Origin of the sequence: Klebsiella sp. PCX (assembly GCF_021869705.1) — a bacterium.
GTDB lineage: Bacteria > Pseudomonadota > Gammaproteobacteria > Enterobacterales > Enterobacteriaceae > Klebsiella > Klebsiella quasipneumoniae.
Map to the genome: position 1 here is coordinate 1966046 of NZ_CP091527.1, position 16413 is coordinate 1982458.

Consider the following 16413-nt stretch of genomic DNA (forward strand, 5'->3'; position numbering starts at 1 on the left):
TATACACTACGAAAACCATCGCGAAAGCGAGTTTTGATAGGAAATTTAAGAGTATGAGCACTATCGAAGAACGCGTTAAGAAAATTATCGGCGAGCAGCTGGGCGTTAAGCAGGAAGAAGTTACCAACAATGCTTCCTTCGTTGAAGACCTGGGCGCTGATTCTCTTGACACCGTTGAGCTGGTAATGGCTCTGGAAGAAGAGTTTGATACTGAGATTCCGGACGAAGAAGCTGAGAAAATCACCACCGTTCAGGCTGCCATTGATTACATCAACGGCCACCAGGCGTAAGTGAACATCTCCAGGCGGTCATTCGACCGCCTGAGTTTTATCTTTATTTGTCCCACAAGAATCTATTTTCCCTCCCTGGAGGACAAACGTGTCTAAGCGTCGTGTAGTTGTGACCGGACTGGGCATGTTGTCTCCTGTCGGCAATACCGTAGAGTCTACCTGGAAAGCTCTCCTTGCCGGTCAGAGTGGCATCAGCCTGATCGACCATTTCGATACTAGCGCCTATGCAACGAAATTTGCTGGCTTAGTAAAGGATTTTAACTGTGATGACATCATCTCGCGCAAAGAGCAGCGCAAGATGGATGCCTTCATTCAATATGGAATTGTCGCTGGCGTTCAGGCCATGCAGGATTCTGGCCTTGAAGTGACGGAAGAGAATGCTACCCGTATTGGTGCCGCAATCGGCTCTGGTATTGGCGGTCTCGGCTTGATCGAAGAAAACCACAGTTCGCTGGTCAACGGCGGACCGCGTAAGATCAGCCCATTCTTCGTTCCCTCCACAATTGTTAACATGGTGGCCGGCCATCTGACCATCATGTTTGGTCTGCGTGGACCAAGTATCTCCATCGCGACCGCCTGTACTTCAGGCGTGCACAACATCGGTCAGGCTGCGCGCATTATCGCCTATGGCGATGCCGATGCGATGGTGGCAGGCGGTGCGGAAAAAGCCAGTACCCCGCTTGGCGTGGGCGGCTTTGGCGCAGCGCGGGCGCTCTCCACGCGCAATGACAACCCGCAGGCGGCAAGCCGTCCGTGGGATAAAGATCGCGACGGCTTCGTGCTGGGCGACGGCGCGGGCATGGTGGTGCTGGAAGAGTACGAGCACGCAAAAAAACGCGGCGCGAAAATCTACGCCGAGATCGTCGGCTTCGGCATGAGCAGCGATGCTTACCATATGACATCACCGCCGGAAGATGGCGCGGGCGCCGCGCTGGCGATGGTGAATGCCATTCGCGATGCGGGCATCGAACCGTGCCAGATCGGCTACGTCAATGCCCACGGCACCTCGACGCCGGCTGGCGATAAAGCGGAAGCGCAGGCGGTTAAGTCTGTCTTCGGCGATGCGGCGAGCCGCGTACTGGTGAGCTCCACCAAATCCATGACCGGGCATCTGCTGGGCGCGGCAGGGGCGGTAGAGTCGATTTACTCTATCCTGGCGCTGCGCGATCAGGCGGTTCCGCCGACGATCAACCTCGACAACCCGGATGAGGGCTGCGACCTCGACTTCGTTCCGCACGAAGCGCGTCAGGTTTCCGGTATGGAGTACACCCTGTGCAACTCCTTCGGCTTTGGCGGCACTAACGGTTCGCTGATCTTCAAAAAAGTGTGACAGGGCTTGCCCCGGTACTGCTTTAACAAAAGGCCCGATTGTCGGGCCTTTTTTATTCGGCTTTCTCCACTTGTCCTCTGCTCCGTGTCCTGAGACACTCACCGACCAGTGAAAAGGAGTCCTTTATGTTCTTGATAAATGGCGTTGAACAGGACACGCTGGCGGCGAACGATCGCGCCGTCCAGTTTGGCGACGGTTGTTTTACCACTGCCCGTATACAGCATGGACAGGTTGCGTTACTGGACGCCCATCTGCAGCGTTTGCAGACAACCTGCGAAAAATTACGCATCCCGTTTGACGACTGGCTGACGCTAAGCGACGAGATGCAGCGTCTGGCTCGACCGCACGCGCAGGGCGTGCTTAAGGTGACCCTTACCCGCGGCGTTGGGGGAAGGGGATACAGCACGGCGGGCTGTGCGCCGCCCACCCGTATTCTGAGCGACTCTCCGCTTCCGGCGCACTACGCGCGCTGGCGGGAGGAGGGCATTACCCTGACCCGGAGCCCGGTGACCCTGGGGCGCAACCCCTGGCTGGCTGGCCTGAAGCATCTTAATCGTCTGGAGCAGGTGCTGATTCGCTCTCATCTTGAACAGACGGACGCCGATGAGGCGCTGGTCCTTGACAGTGACGGGTGGCTTACGGAATGCTGTGCCGCGAATTTATTCTGGCGTCAGGGACGGGATGTATTTACTCCGCGACTCGATTATGCCGGGGTCAACGGCATAATGCGGCAGCGCTGTATCGCGCAGCTGGCACCATCGACGTTTCGCGTTGTCGAAGTGACAGCGCGTCCCGAGGCGTTGCGGGAGGCCGATGAAGTGCTGATCTGCAATGCGCTGATGCCGCTGGTGCCGGTTCGTCGCTGGGATGAGACCGTCTGGTCCTCGCGCGAGCTTTACCATTTTTTAGCCCCTTTGTGTGAGCTGTCTGGTTAGTATGAAGAAAATGTTACGTTTTATCCTGTTGCTGGTGGTGCTGTTGGGCATCGCCGCGGCGGCAGGAATGTGGAAGGTACGCCAGCTGGCGGACAGCAAGCTGCTGATTAAAGAAGAGACCATCTTTACCCTCGAAGCCGGCACCGGCCGGCTGGCGCTGGGGCAGGATCTCTATCGCGAGAAGGTGATCAATCGCCCGCGCGTGTTCCAGTGGCTGCTGCGGATTGAGCCTGAGCTGTCTCACTTCAAGGCCGGGACCTATCGCCTCACGCCGCAAATTACGGTGCGCGAGATGCTGCAGCTGCTGGCCAGCGGCAAAGAGGCGCAGTTTCCGCTGCGCTTTGTCGAAGGCATGCGCGTCAGCGACTACCTTCGTCAGCTGCGCGATGCTCCCTACGTGAAGCACACGCTTGAAGACGATAGCTACGCGACGGTGGCTAAGGCGTTAGGTCTTGACCATGCCGACTGGGTGGAAGGCTGGTTCTGGCCGGACACCTGGATGTACACCGCCAATACTAGCGACATCGCCATCCTCAAGCGCGCGCATCAGAAAATGGTCACTGAAGTGGCGAAGATTTGGGAAGGACGGATGGATAATCTGCCCTATGCCGATCAGAATCAGCTGTTGACCATGGCCTCGATTATTGAGAAAGAGACCGCGGTGGCGGAAGAGCGCGATCGCGTCGCGTCGGTATTTATCAACCGCCTGCGCATCGGCATGCGCTTACAGACCGACCCAACGGTGATCTACGGGATGGGCGAAGGGTATAATGGAAAGTTAACGCGTAAGGATCTGGAGACGCCGACCGCGTACAATACCTATACCATCAGCGGCCTGCCGCCAGGCCCTATCGCGGTGCCGGGCGAAGCGTCGCTGAAGGCGGCCGCCCATCCGGCGAAAACACCATACCTCTATTTTGTCGCCGACGGGAAAGGGGGCCATACGTTTACCACAAACCTGGTCAGCCATAACCGCGCGGTGCAGGACTATCTGAAAGTACTTAAGGAAAAAAATGCGCAGTAACTATATCGTCATCGAGGGGCTGGAGGGCGCCGGGAAGACCACCGCACGTCAACTGGTGGTGGAGACGCTGCAGTCGGCAGGTATTCACGATATGGTGTTTACCCGTGAGCCGGGGGGCACAATCCTTGCTGAAAAACTGCGTAGCCTGGTGCTGGATATCCAGTCCACGGGCGATGAAGTGATTAACGATAAAGCGGAAGTGCTGATGTTTTACGCGGCGCGCGTCCAACTGGTGGAGACGGTGATTAAGCCTGCTATGGCTCGCGGCCAGTGGGTGATCGGCGATCGTCACGATCTCTCCACCCAGGCCTATCAGGGCGGCGGCAGGGGCATTGACCGCACGATGCTGGCGACGCTGCGCGACGCCGTTCTCGGCGATTTTCGTCCCGATTTGACGCTGTACCTCGACGTTACGCCGGAAGTGGGGCTGCAGCGCGCCCGCGCCCGCGGTGAACTGGATCGCATTGAGCAGGAGTCGATGAACTTCTTCAATCGTACCCGCGCGCGCTACCTTGAGCTGGCTGCGGCAGATCCTTCTATCCGCACGGTGGATGCGACGCAGCCGCTGGATGCCGTCGCGCGCGATATTCGCGCCACGATCGCCCAGTGGATGGCGGAGCAACCGGCATGAAATGGTATCCGTGGCTGCGCCCCTCGTTCGAACAACTGGTCGGTAGCTATCAGGCCGGACGTGGCCACCACGCCTTACTGTTACAGTCTCTGAGCGGGATGGGCGGCGAGGCGTTGATTTATGCGCTGTGCCGCTTCCTGATGTGCCGCCAGCCTGAAGGGCATAAAAGCTGCGGTCACTGCCACAGCTGCCAGCTGATGCAGGCCGGTACGCACCCCGATTACTATCCGCTGAGCCCTGAGAAAGGCAAGAGCGCGCTGGGTATTGACGCGGTGCGCGATGTCAACGACAAGCTCTATGAGCGCGCGCGCCTCGGTGGGGCGAAGGTGGTATGGATTAGCGATGCCGCCTTGCTGACCGATGCTGCCGCCAACGCGTTGCTGAAAACGCTGGAGGAGCCGCCGGAAAATACCTGGTTCTTCCTCGCCTGCGAGGAGCCGGCGCGTCTGCTGACCACCCTGCGCAGTCGCTGCCGCCTGCACCACCTGTCGCCGCCGACGGAATCTTATGCCCTGGCCTGGCTGGAGCGTGAGGTGAACCTGCCGCAGGAGGCGCTGCTGACCGCGTTACGTCTGTGCGCCAGCGCGCCGGCCGCCGCGCTCGAACTGCTTAAAGAGCCGCAGTGGACGGCGCGACAGCAGCTGTGTCAGGCGCTGGCGACCACACTGGCGAGCGGTGACTGGCTGGCGCTGCTGCCGATACTCAATCATGAACAGGCGGCGGTTCGCCTGCACTGGCTGGCATCGCTGCTGGTCGATGCGCAAAAACGACAGCAGGGAATTGCCCTGGTGAGTAACCCGGATGTCTGGCCGCTGCTGGAGCAGCTGGCGCACAGTCTGCCCGCCGCCCGGCTGCAGGCGATTGCCCATGACGTCTGTACCTGCCGCGAGCAATTGCTGAACGTCGTCGGCGTCAACCGCGAACTGCTGCTCACCGAGCGCCTGCTGCGCTGGGAACATTACCTGCAACCCGGGACGGTTTTACCCGTCTCCCACCTCTGAGTGAGACATTATGTTTTTAGTCGACTCCCACTGCCATCTTGATGGTCTGGATTATCAAACCCTGCACAAAAACGTCGATGACGTACTGGCAAAAGCGGCCGCACGCGATGTGAAATTTTGCCTGGCGGTCGCCACGACGCTACCTGGCTACCGCAGTATGCGCGAGCTGGTAGGAAGGCGTGACAACGTCGTCTTCTCCTGCGGCGTGCACCCGTTAAACCAGGATGAGCCCTACGAGGTGGAGACGCTGCGCACGCTGGCGGCGGAAGAGGGCGTCGTCGCGATGGGAGAGACCGGACTGGACTATTTTTATACCCCGGAAACCAAAGTCCAGCAGCAAACTTCGTTCCGTGACCATATCCGCATCGGCCGGGAGCTGAACAAGCCCGTGATCGTGCATACCCGCGACGCTCGCGCCGATACCCTGGCCATTTTACGCGAAGAAAAGGTGACGGATTGCGGAGGCGTACTACACTGTTTCACTGAGGACAGGGAGACGGCGGGTAAGCTGCTCGACATGGGGTTCTATATCTCGTTTTCCGGTATCGTCACTTTCCGTAACGCCGAGCAGCTGCGCGATGCGGCGCGCTATGTTCCGCTGGATCGTCTGCTGGTGGAGACCGATTCGCCATACCTGGCGCCGGTACCCCATCGCGGCAAAGAGAACCAGCCGGCACTGGTGCGTGACGTTGCTGAATACATGGCGGTACTGAAGGGTGTGTCGCTGGAGCAACTGGCTCAGCAGACCACCGACAATTTTGCCACGCTGTTCCACATTGACCCCGCCCGCTTGCAACCTGCTTGATCTGCTTATTATTTTAAGGCTCGTAATTAATAGCCAAAGCGAGTAAAGTTCACCGCCACAAAAGTGGCGGTGAAGGTTTTTTGGCAACATCTGGATACAACTTATGTAAGCTGATGTAAATTTTTACCGGAAGGCTGATTGAAACGTGATAGCCGTCAAACAATCATCCCGTTAATTATTTTACTCTGTGTAATAAATAAAGGGCGCTTAGATGTCCTGTCCACGGCGCGGTTCTCCCCCCGGGCCAATGCGTGAAAACGTAAAAAAGTACCAAATACTCAGGAGCACTCTCAATTATGTTTAAGAATGCATTTGCTAACCTGCAGAAGGTCGGTAAATCGCTGATGCTGCCGGTATCCGTACTGCCTATCGCAGGTATCCTGCTGGGCGTCGGTTCCGCAAACTTCAGCTGGCTGCCAGCCGTGGTCTCCCACGTTATGGCAGAAGCAGGCGGTTCAGTTTTCGCCAACATGCCGCTGATCTTCGCTATCGGTGTGGCCCTCGGCTTCACCAATAACGACGGTGTATCCGCACTGGCTGCAGTGGTAGCTTACGGCATCATGGTGAAAACCATGGCGGTGGTTGCGCCGCTGGTGCTGCATTTACCTGCTGACGAGATTGCGGCAAAACACCTGGCTGATACCGGCGTGCTTGGCGGTATTATTTCCGGTGCTATCGCCGCGTACATGTTTAACCGCTTCTATCGCATTAAGCTGCCAGAATATCTCGGCTTCTTTGCGGGCAAGCGCTTTGTACCGATTATCTCTGGTCTGGCCGCTATCTTCACCGGCGTGATCCTCTCCTTCATTTGGCCGCCGATCGGTTCCGCGATCCAGACCTTCTCCCAGTGGGCTGCTTATCAGAACCCGGTGGTGGCGTTTGGTATCTACGGTTTCATCGAGCGTTGCCTGGTGCCGTTTGGTCTGCACCACATCTGGAACGTTCCTTTCCAGATGCAGATCGGCGAATACACCAACGCGGCTGGTCAGGTATTCCACGGCGATATCCCGCGCTACATGGCAGGCGACCCGACCGCGGGCAAACTGTCTGGCGGCTTCCTGTTCAAAATGTACGGTCTGCCGGCAGCGGCTATCGCGATTTGGCACTCTGCTAAACCGGAAAACCGCGCCAAAGTGGGCGGTATCATGATCTCCGCCGCGCTGACCTCGTTCCTGACCGGTATCACCGAGCCGATCGAGTTCTCGTTCATGTTCGTGGCGCCGATCCTGTACGTTATCCATGCCATCCTGGCGGGTCTGGCGTTCCCGATCTGTATCCTGCTGGGTATGCGTGACGGTACTTCATTCTCTCACGGCCTGATCGACTTTATCGTGCTGTCCGGTAACAGCAGCAAGCTGTGGCTGTTCCCGATCGTCGGTATCTGCTATGCGATCGTGTACTACGTCATTTTCCGCGTGCTGATTAAAGCCCTGGATCTGAAAACACCGGGTCGTGAAGATACCACCGAAGAGAGCAAAGCTGGTGCAACCAGCGAGATGGCTCCGGCTCTGATCGCCGCTTTCGGCGGTAAAGAGAACATCACCAACCTCGACGCATGTATTACTCGTCTGCGTGTTAGCGTGGCGGATGTAGCGAAAGTTGACCAGGCTGGCCTGAAAAAACTGGGCGCCGCTGGCGTGGTAGTGGCAGGTTCTGGCGTACAGGCCATCTTCGGTACCAAGTCCGATAACCTGAAAACTGAAATGGATGAGTACATCCGTAACAGTTAAGACGTAGTATCGGGGAGACTAAGGCAGCCAACTGGCTGCCTTTTTTACGTGACAAGATAGGCCTTCCAGAGGCGATAACCCTGCTAACTGTCCGCCAAATGCTTATTCCCTCAGCAGCTAAGTCTATAGTTGAATAAGAAAAAGAGCTTTCAGGTTGAAAGAGAGGGAGGATGTCGCTCATACTCTTACCGGAACCTGTGCGTCTGCGTTTATCTGCAGAAGCAGGCCAGCGTACGGGATAAAACTAATAAGGAATCAGTCATGGCAGAAGAAACGATTTTCAGCAAAATCATTCGCCGGGAGATCCCGTCGGATATTGTTTATCAGGATGAGCTTGTGACCGCTTTTCGCGACATCTCCCCGCAGGCGCCCACCCACATTCTGATTGTCCCGAACGTTCTGATTCCTACCGTAAATGACGTCACCACCGAACATGAGCTGGCCCTGGGCCGGATGATGACCGTCGCGGCGAAGATTGCCCGCGATGAAGGCCTCGCCGACGATGGCTACCGGTTGATCGTCAACTGCAACCGCCACGGCGGCCAGGAAGTTTACCATATCCATATGCATCTGCTGGGCGGTCGTCCGCTGGGTCCGATGCTGGCGCACAAAGGCTAACGCCATGCTAAGGACCCTTTTGGGCGCGTGTCTGGCGGCGGGGCTGCTGGCCGGATGTAGTTCACACCCGGAGATCCCGGTTTCTGACCAGCAGGCGCTGGTGATGGAGTCGAGCGTGCTGGCCGCCGGGATCAGCGCCAGCGAGCCTGTCGTCGTGGCGACGGAGATACAGGCTACCGCCTCCTCTACGCTGTATAACGAGCGCCAACAGCCGGTCACCGTGCATTATCGTTTTTTCTGGTATGACGCCCGAGGGCTGGAGATGCACCCCCTGGAGGCGCCGCGCACCATCGTGGTCCCGGCTCGCTCCTCGGTGACGTTGTATGGCAGCGCCAATATCCTGGGGGCGCATAAGGCCCGCCTTTATCTTTATCTGTAAGGGGTAATTATAATGATGAAAATGTGTCGCTATGCGTTAATCACAGCACTGGCGATATTCCTCGCAGGCTGTGCGGGGCTGCGTGAGCAGCCCGCGCCGGTAGAAGAGGCCAAACCGCAGCCGCAGCAGCCTGCGCAGCCACAGCCCACGGTGCCGACGGTACCGGCGGTGCCTTCCGTCCCTTCGCAGCCAGGACCGATTGAGCATCAGGATCAGCAGTCGGGTCAGCCGGCGCCGCGCGTGCGTCATTATGACTGGAACGGCGCGGTGCAGCCGATGGTGGGACAGATGCTGCAGGCGGGCGGGGTCAATGCCGGCAGTATTCTGCTGGTTGACAGCGTGAACAACCGCACCAACGGTTCGCTGAATGCCGGAGAAGCCACCACCGCGTTACGTAACGCGCTGGCGGGCAACGGCAAATTTACCCTTGTTTCACCGCAGCAGCTGGCGGTCGCCAAGCAGCAGCTGGGCCTGTCGCCGCAGGACAGCCTCGGCAGCCGCAGCAAAGCCATGGGCATCGCCCGCAACGTGGGCGCGCAGTATGTGCTTTATTCCAATGCCACTGGCAACGTCAACGCGCCCGAGCTGAAGATGCAGTTGATGCTGGTGCAAACCGGCGAGATTATCTGGTCAGGTAAAGGTGCGGTTCAGCAACAATAAGCTAACGCGCGACGAGCTCTTGTCGCGCTTCTTTCCCCACTATCATCCTGTCGCCTCGCTGAGCCAGACCGGCCTCAGCGGCGGCAGTGTGATTATCAGCGATGGCGACCAGCGACGAGTGCTGCGTCAGCCGCATGACCCGTCTGCCGCTGCCTGTTATTTTCGCCGTCAGTATCGTGCGCTGCGCCGGCTGCCTGCCAGGCTGGCGCCCAATCCTCTGTTTTACTCGCCCTGCTGGATGGTGGTGGAGTATTGCGCGGGTGAGGTGAAAAGCGAGTTACCTGACTGCCCGCAACTGTCTGGCTTATTGTATGATTTGCATCAGCAACCGCGGTTCGGCTGGCGTGTTAGTCTCGGGCCGCTGCTGGCGCAGTACTGGCAGAGGAGCGATCCGGCCCGGCGCACGCCGCGCTGGCTACGTTGGCATCAGCGGCTGTGCCGCCGGGGAGAGCCTCGTCCTCTGCGGCTGGCGCCGCTGCATATGGATGTCCATGCCGGCAATATTATCCACAGCGACGCCGGTCTGAAGCTGATTGACTGGGAATATGCCGGCGATGGCGATATCGCGCTGGAGCTGGCCGCCGTGTGGATCGCCCCGGACGAGCGCCGCCAGCTGGTGGCGGCATATGCCCGACGGGCGGCTATCGACGCGCAGCAGCTATGGCGGCAGGTGGCGCGCTGGCGTCCGTGGGTACTGCTGCTCATGGCGGGCTGGTATGAAATGCGCTGGCGGCAGAGCGGGGATCGGCAATTTATCATGCTGGCAGATGAAACATGGTGTCAGTTAGACAACGAACGCAAAGGATAAGAGAGGTCAGTGTGGGCCCAGTGATGTTGGATGTTGAAGGGTATGAACTGGATGCGGAAGAGCGAGAGATTCTGGCGCATCCATTGGTGGGAGGGTTGATCCTCTTCACCCGAAATTATCACGATCCGGCGCAGCTGCGGGAGCTGGTGCGCCAGATCCGCGAAGCCTCCCGTAACCATCTGGTGGTGGCGGTCGATCAGGAAGGGGGACGCGTTCAGCGTTTCCGCGAAGGCTTTACCCGTTTACCGGCGGCCCAGTCTTTCGCTGCGCTGCTGGGGATGGAAGAGGGGGGCAAACTGGCCGCCGAGGCTGGCTGGCTGATGGCCAGCGAAATGATCGCCATGGACATCGATATCAGCTTTGCGCCGGTGCTGGACGTCGGTCACATCAGCGCCGCAATCGGCGAACGTTCTTATCATGAAGATCCGCAGAAAGCGCTGACGATGGCGCGTCACGTCATTGACGGCATGCACGCCGCGGGCATGAAAACCACCGGCAAACACTTCCCGGGACACGGGGCGGTGACTGCCGATTCGCACAAAGAAACCCCCTTCGATCCGCGTCCGGCATCGGTTATCCGCGACCACGATATGGCGGTATTCAAAAGCCTTATCGCCGAGCAGCGTCTGGATGCCATTATGCCGGCGCATGTGATTTACCCGGAGCTCGACCCGCGTCCGGCGAGCGGTTCGGCCTATTGGCTGAAAACGGTGCTGCGCGGCGAGCTGGGCTTCGATGGGGTGATTTTCTCCGACGATCTGTCGATGGAAGGGGCGGCGATCATGGGCAGCTATGCCGAACGCGGCCAGGCATCGCTCGAGGCCGGTTGCGATATGATACTCGTCTGCAATAATCGTAAGGGCGCGGTCAGTGTGCTGGATAACCTGTCGCCGATCAAAGCAGAGCGTGTTACGAAATTGTATCATAAAGGTTCCTTTTCCCGTCAGGAGTTAAGGGATTCAGCCCGTTGGAAAACGGTGAGTGCCCAGCTGGAGCAGCTTCATGCGCGCTGGCAAGAGGCGAAGTCCGCGTAACGCTCTGCGGGGCGTTGTTGTCTGGTGAGGATGCGATGATTATCTATTTACACGGTTTTGACTCGAACAGCCCCGGTAACCACGAGAAGGTGATGCAGTTGCAGTTTATTGACCCTGACGTGCGGTTGATAAGCTACAGCACGCGCCATCCCAAGCACGACATGCAGCATCTGCTGAAAGAGGTTGATAAAATGCTGCAGCTTACCGCCGATGACCGGCCGCTGATCTGCGGCGTTGGACTCGGCGGTTACTGGGCGGAGCGGATTGGTTTCCTGTGCGATATCCGTCAGGCGGTGTTCAATCCGAACCTGTTTCCGCATGAGAATATGGAAGGCAAAATCGACCGACCGGAAGAGTATGCTGACATCGCCACCAAATGCGTGACCAACTTCCGCGAAAAGAACCGCGATCGCTGCCTGGTGGTGCTTTCCCGACAGGACGAAGCGTTGGACAGCCAGCGTTCCGCCGACCTTCTGCACCACTATTATGAAATTATCTGGGATGAAGAGCAGACCCATAAGTTTAAAAACATTTCACCGCACCTGCAGCGGCTGAAAGCGTTTAAAACCCTCGGTTAAGCCTTTTCCCCTGTCTCCAAACCCGCGCCGGGTTCACCGCGCGGGTTTTTTCATGTCTACACTTATTGGTTTCGCTGAAAAAATACGCGACAAAACTTGATGCACATCAATTTTGGTATGACCAATGCACCGTTCATGGTATTCTCGACAGTGCTGAATGGTTTCATTGACGTAACTTGTTGTTAAATAAAGGCTATTTTAATAACTTTTATTTAACAATTGGTTAATAATTTTAGGGGTACACATGACTACGCCATTGAAAAAAATCGTAATTGTGGGTGGCGGCGCAGGCGGACTGGAACTGGCAACTCAGCTGGGGAAAAAGTTAGGGCGCCATAAGAAAGCGAAAATCACCCTGGTGGACCGTAACCACAGCCATCTGTGGAAGCCGCTGCTGCACGAAGTGGCCACCGGTTCTCTGGATGAAGGTGTCGATGCGCTGAGCTATCTGGCCCATGCCCGCAACCACGGCTTCCAGTTCCAGCTGGGGTCGGTGGTCGATATCAATCGCGAAGGGAAGACCATCACCCTCGGCGAGCTGCGCAATGAAAAAGGCGAGCTGCTGGTGGCTGAGCGTAAACTGCCGTACGACACGCTGGTGATGGCGCTGGGCAGTACCTCGAATGACTTCAACACCCCTGGCGTTAAAGAGAATTGTATTTTCCTCGACAACCCGCACCAGGCGCGTCGTTTCCATCAGGAAATGCTCAACCTGTTCCTTAAATACTCCGCGAACCTCGGCGCTAACGGTAAAGTAAACATTGCCATCGTCGGCGGCGGCGCCACCGGCGTGGAACTCTCCGCTGAGTTGCATAATGCCGTGAAACAGCTGCACAGCTACGGCTACAAAGGGCTGACCAACGAAGCGCTGAACGTCACGCTGGTCGAAGCGGGCGAACGCATTCTGCCGGCGCTGCCGCCGCGCATTTCCGGGGCGGCGCATAATGAGCTGACCAAGCTGGGTGTACGGGTGCTGACGCAGACCATGGTCACCAGCGCCGATGCGGGCGGCCTGCACACCAAAGATGGCGAATATATTGAAGCGGATCTGATGGTCTGGGCGGCCGGGATCAAAGCGCCAGATTTCATGAAAGAGATCGGCGGCCTGGAAACCAACCGTATCAATCAGCTGGTGGTTGAGCCGACGTTGCAGACCACCCGCGACGCGGATATTTTCGCCATTGGCGATTGCGCCTCCTGCGCCCGTCCGGAAGGCGGCTTTGTACCACCGCGTGCCCAGGCGGCGCACCAGATGGCCACCTGCGCGCTGAATAACATCCTCGCGCAGATGAAAGGTAAACCGCTGAAGGCGTATACCTATAAAGACCATGGCTCACTGGTGTCGCTATCCAACTACTCCACCGTCGGCAGCCTGATGGGCAACCTGATGCGCGGCTCGATGATGGTGGAAGGGCGCATTGCGCGCTTTGTGTACATCTCCCTGTACCGTATGCACCAGATCGCCCTGCACGGCTATTTCAAAACCGGCCTGATGATGCTGGTTGGGCGCATCAACCGCATCATTCGCCCGCGCCTCAAGCTGCATTAATCGCTGTTGCGACCCGGAGCGCGCCCTGGCGGCGCCTCCGGGCTCTTCTGCTGAACCGGCGGCGATCCCGCTCGGAATCCTCTGAATCCCTTTGATTTGCAGCGAATTCTCGCACTTTTCATCCGCTATCTGATTTGCGCCTTCCCGGGTCCGGTTGCAAAATTGTATCAACAGCAACAAAGGAGGATCTCCCGTGAATAAATCTATGTTGGCGGGTATAGGGATAGGCGTGGCTGCCGCGCTGGGCGTTGCAGCTGTCGCTGGTCTCAACGTGTTAGATCGCGGCCCGCAGTATGCGCAAGTGGTCTCCAGTACACCGATTAAAGAAACCGTGAAAACCCCGCGCCAGGAATGCCGCAATGTCACCGTGACCCATCGTCGTCCGGTACAGGATGAAAACCGCATCGCCGGTTCCGTGCTGGGCGCGGTGGCGGGCGGGGTGATTGGCCACCAGTTCGGCGGCGGTCACGGACGCAGCGTGGCGACGGTGGTGGGCGCGCTGGGCGGCGGCTATGCCGGTAACCAGATCCAGGGCGCGATGCAGGACAACGACACCTACACCACCACGCAGCAGCGCTGCAAAACGGTGTATGACAAATCCGACAAAATGCTGGGTTACGATGTGACCTATAAGATAGGCGATCAGCAGGGGAAAATCCGGATGGATCACGATCCTGGCAGCCAGATCCCGCTGGACAACAACGGCCAGCTGGTCCTGAACAACAAAATCTAAAAACAGATTTGTGTATTGATTAGCCCCTCAATCGCTCAGGCTGAGGGGCTTTTTTTATCAGAAGGTTAACGCGTAATTCAGACCGAAGGTGCGGCCGCGGCCCTTGTATTCATACAGCGACGAGCTGCCGTAGGTTGGGCTGTAGAGCAGCGGCGCGCGCTGGCCCCAGATGGTGATATAGTCTTCGTTAAGCAGGTTTTCGATACTGAAGGTCAGTTTCCCCACCGGCAGCGCGTAACTGCCGATAAAATCGACGGTGTTATAGCCTTCCAGCTTGTTGCCGGCGGCGTCGCTGAGGTCAAACACCTGCTGGCTCTGCACGCGCAGGCTCCACGGATCCGGCGCCCAGCCCACCCAGGCGGTGGCTTTGGACGGCGAGGCGAGGGTGACGTCCCACTTCTGCCAGCGGCCATCGGTCTGCACCTGTGATTTCAGCACGTTGAAGTTGCCGCCGACGCTCCAGTCGCTGTCCGGAATAAAGTAATCGACCGCACCCTCAACGCCGTAAATACGCCGTTTGTCGGACTGAACATCGATGGTCATATCGGTACGGTTGACGACGATGGTCTTATCCGAAGTCGAGTAATACGCCGCCAGCTGGGTGCGCAGGTTATCGCCGGTATAGCGCCAGCCCAGCTCATACGAGTTAACTTTGATCCCCTGCAGCGGCGAGTCATCGACGTTGACGCTGGAGAGCAGCGGCAGATGACCATTGACCGCCGCGCCGTATTTCCCGATGCCATAGTATTTACCCGGATCCGGCAGCTCAACGCCCTGCGAGAAGTTAAACCAGGTCTGCTGACGCTCGGTCAGATGGGCCACGATCCCGGCGTTAAACAGGAAGTTGTCATAATCGGTTTTTCCGCCTTTGATGGCGTCGGCGGAGCGCGCTTTGCCGTTGGCGATATCCTGTTGCTGGGCGTAGCCGACAAAGTCGTCAACCCGGTTTTCGGTCCACTGGTAGCGAACCCCGCCGCTGAGGGTAAAGATATCGTTCAGATCATAGCTCGACTGCAGGAACGGCGCGACGTTGGAGATACTGTATCCCGGATAGCGGCCGGTGGTGTAGATCGATTCGTTGTGCAGCCCGCCGGACGCCAGCGATTGTTGCAGATCGAAGAACATCTGGTTGGCATTGAAGGTCTCATGATCGGCGTCGAGACCCCAGGTGAGATCCCATCCCGCCAGCGGCTGGCTGTTGAGGGTCAGCTTTGCCCCGTACTGATCGGTATCCTGCTGCGACGAGGAGAAGCTGCTGACCTGACCTTTGCTGAGCGTCGGGAATGGATAGAAGGTGAGGGACTCATCGCGATAGTACACCTGGCTCACCAGATTCTGGCCGAAGAAATCGGCATCGGAGTACTGGAGGCTGATCAGATGGCGCTCGGTGCCGGGGATACGATCGGAATTGAGCCCATCGGTGGTGTACGCTTTGCCGCCGCTGGTGACCGCGGACATATTTTTCCCGAGCCACAGGCCATAGTCATCATCGCCCTGGCTTTTATAGTACTGGGTGACCAGCTGCAGCTGGCGGTTGTCGTCGATCTCGATCGTTCCCGTCCCCATGACGTCCAGACGATCAGAGTGCTGGAGCCCCGTTTGGGTGTTATCGAGGATCAGCGCATCGTTATTGCCGTCGTACCAACCGCCGAAACGCTGATAGGCTACCGATAAACGCCCGGACGCGTGGTCTGTCCCGCCGCTGACCGCCGCCGCGACACGCTCATCATGATCGTTGCTGTTTGCAAACCCGCTCTTGCTGCCCACCTCAAGATCGACCTGGCGATCCTGCTGCCCTTTTTTGGTGACGATGTTGATAAGTCCGCCGGTACTGCCGCCGCCGTACAGCGAGGTTGCCCCGGAGATCACTTCGACATGCTCGATGTTGAACGGGTCGATGGCGTCGAGCTGGCGGCTGTCGGTGCGGGAAGAGTTGAGCCGGACGCCGTCAATCAGCACGACGATGGCGCGCCCGCGCATGTTCATCCCATAGTTGGTGCGCCCCTGGCTGCTGACGTCGATGCCCGGGATCAGCTGCGCCAGCACGTCTTTGAACTCTTTTCCGCCCTGGACCTGCTGCTCAATTTCCTGGCCCTCAATGACCCAGGTGGTTTGGGCCATTTCGGCTACGGTGCGATGGGTGCGGTTCGCGCTAACGATGATGCTGTCTTCTTCAGACTGAGCCGCCAGCGCAGGCAGCGCGCTGGCCAGCAGCAGAGGGTGGAGCACCCAGAGGCGCTTTTTCATATCCATTCCTTTTATGAGCAAGTTGTTTTGTCGTTGTTATGGGCCGGCGTCGGGCCGGTAT

Annotated in this window: 17 protein-coding genes; 16 read left to right on the forward strand and 1 reads right to left on the reverse strand. The window is 58.1% G+C overall.

Going from position 1 to position 16413, the window contains the following annotated elements; genetic code table 11:
• The first annotated feature begins 53 nt into the window (after positions 1-53).
• The 16 genes from acpP to GQR96_RS09230 all read left to right on the forward strand — a co-directional run bounded on the left by acpP (position 54) and on the right by GQR96_RS09230 (position 14105).
• Positions 54-290 carry an acyl carrier protein gene (acpP, locus tag GQR96_RS09155; RefSeq protein WP_000103754.1) on the forward strand — a complete coding sequence of 79 codons (237 nt, stop codon included), beginning with the start codon at positions 54-56 and terminating at the stop codon, positions 288-290.
• An 88-nt stretch (positions 291-378) separates the two neighbouring features.
• Positions 379-1620 (forward strand): beta-ketoacyl-ACP synthase II, encoded by a 1242-nt coding sequence (gene fabF, locus GQR96_RS09160; protein WP_065904860.1) that lies wholly within the window; start codon positions 379-381, stop codon positions 1618-1620.
• A gap of 125 nt (positions 1621-1745) precedes the next feature.
• Positions 1746-2555: an aminodeoxychorismate lyase gene (pabC, locus tag GQR96_RS09165; protein WP_017900730.1), complete on the forward strand. Its 810-nt coding sequence runs from the start codon at positions 1746-1748 to the stop codon at positions 2553-2555.
• A 1-nt stretch (position 2556) separates the two neighbouring features.
• Positions 2557-3579 carry a cell division protein YceG gene (yceG, locus tag GQR96_RS09170; RefSeq protein ID WP_065904858.1) on the forward strand — a complete coding sequence of 341 codons (1023 nt, stop codon included), beginning with the start codon at positions 2557-2559 and terminating at the stop codon, positions 3577-3579.
• The gene (gene tmk / locus GQR96_RS09175) at positions 3569-4210 is read left to right on the forward strand and encodes a dTMP kinase (protein WP_065904853.1); all 642 of its coding nucleotides are present in this window, start codon (positions 3569-3571) and stop codon (positions 4208-4210) included. The genes yceG and tmk overlap by 11 nt, the downstream gene beginning before the upstream one ends.
• Entirely contained in the window at positions 4207-5211 is a 1005-nt protein-coding gene (gene holB, locus GQR96_RS09180; protein ID WP_017900729.1) for a DNA polymerase III subunit delta', read from the forward strand. Before tmk ends, holB begins: the two co-directional genes overlap by 4 nt.
• Before the next feature lie 10 nt (positions 5212-5221).
• The gene (locus GQR96_RS09185) at positions 5222-6016 is read left to right on the forward strand and encodes a metal-dependent hydrolase (protein WP_004204569.1); all 795 of its coding nucleotides are present in this window, start codon (positions 5222-5224) and stop codon (positions 6014-6016) included.
• 296 nt (positions 6017-6312) lie between these two features.
• Entirely contained in the window at positions 6313-7746 is a 1434-nt protein-coding gene (ptsG, locus tag GQR96_RS09190) for a PTS glucose transporter subunit IIBC (RefSeq protein WP_004204570.1), read from the forward strand.
• A gap of 261 nt (positions 7747-8007) precedes the next feature.
• Entirely contained in the window at positions 8008-8364 is a 357-nt protein-coding gene (gene hinT / locus GQR96_RS09195; protein WP_004204571.1) for a purine nucleoside phosphoramidase, read from the forward strand.
• Between the two features lie 4 nt (positions 8365-8368).
• Entirely contained in the window at positions 8369-8743 is a 375-nt protein-coding gene (locus tag GQR96_RS09200) for a YcfL family putative periplasmic lipoprotein (protein WP_004204572.1), read from the forward strand.
• Positions 8744-8764: 21 nt separating this feature from the next.
• Complete coding sequence (gene lpoB / locus GQR96_RS09205; RefSeq protein WP_072096711.1) at positions 8765-9403, forward strand: penicillin-binding protein activator LpoB; 639 nt, start codon at positions 8765-8767, stop codon at positions 9401-9403.
• Positions 9384-10211: a thiamine kinase gene (thiK, locus tag GQR96_RS09210; RefSeq protein ID WP_004204574.1), complete on the forward strand. Its 828-nt coding sequence runs from the start codon at positions 9384-9386 to the stop codon at positions 10209-10211. Before lpoB ends, thiK begins: the two co-directional genes overlap by 20 nt.
• Positions 10212-10234: 23 nt before the next feature.
• Entirely contained in the window at positions 10235-11245 is a 1011-nt protein-coding gene (nagZ, locus tag GQR96_RS09215) for a beta-N-acetylhexosaminidase (RefSeq protein ID WP_074437481.1), read from the forward strand.
• A 35-nt stretch (positions 11246-11280) separates the two neighbouring features.
• Complete coding sequence (gene ycfP / locus GQR96_RS09220) at positions 11281-11823, forward strand: alpha/beta hydrolase YcfP (RefSeq protein WP_002900775.1); 543 nt, start codon at positions 11281-11283, stop codon at positions 11821-11823.
• Positions 11824-12067: 244 nt separating this feature from the next.
• Positions 12068-13372: an NAD(P)/FAD-dependent oxidoreductase gene (locus GQR96_RS09225; protein WP_008805997.1), complete on the forward strand. Its 1305-nt coding sequence runs from the start codon at positions 12068-12070 to the stop codon at positions 13370-13372.
• Positions 13373-13565: 193 nt separating this feature from the next.
• Positions 13566-14105, forward strand: a complete 540-nt coding sequence (locus GQR96_RS09230) for a glycine zipper 2TM domain-containing protein (RefSeq protein WP_002900781.1) — start codon at positions 13566-13568, stop codon at positions 14103-14105.
• Positions 14106-14162: 57 nt separating this feature from the next.
• Here GQR96_RS09230 and GQR96_RS09235 read toward each other — a convergent pair whose 3' ends face one another.
• Positions 14163-16352 carry a TonB-dependent siderophore receptor gene (locus GQR96_RS09235; protein WP_043519501.1) on the reverse strand — a complete coding sequence of 730 codons (2190 nt, stop codon included), beginning with the start codon at positions 16350-16352 and terminating at the stop codon, positions 14163-14165.
• Positions 16353-16413 lie beyond the last annotated feature (61 nt).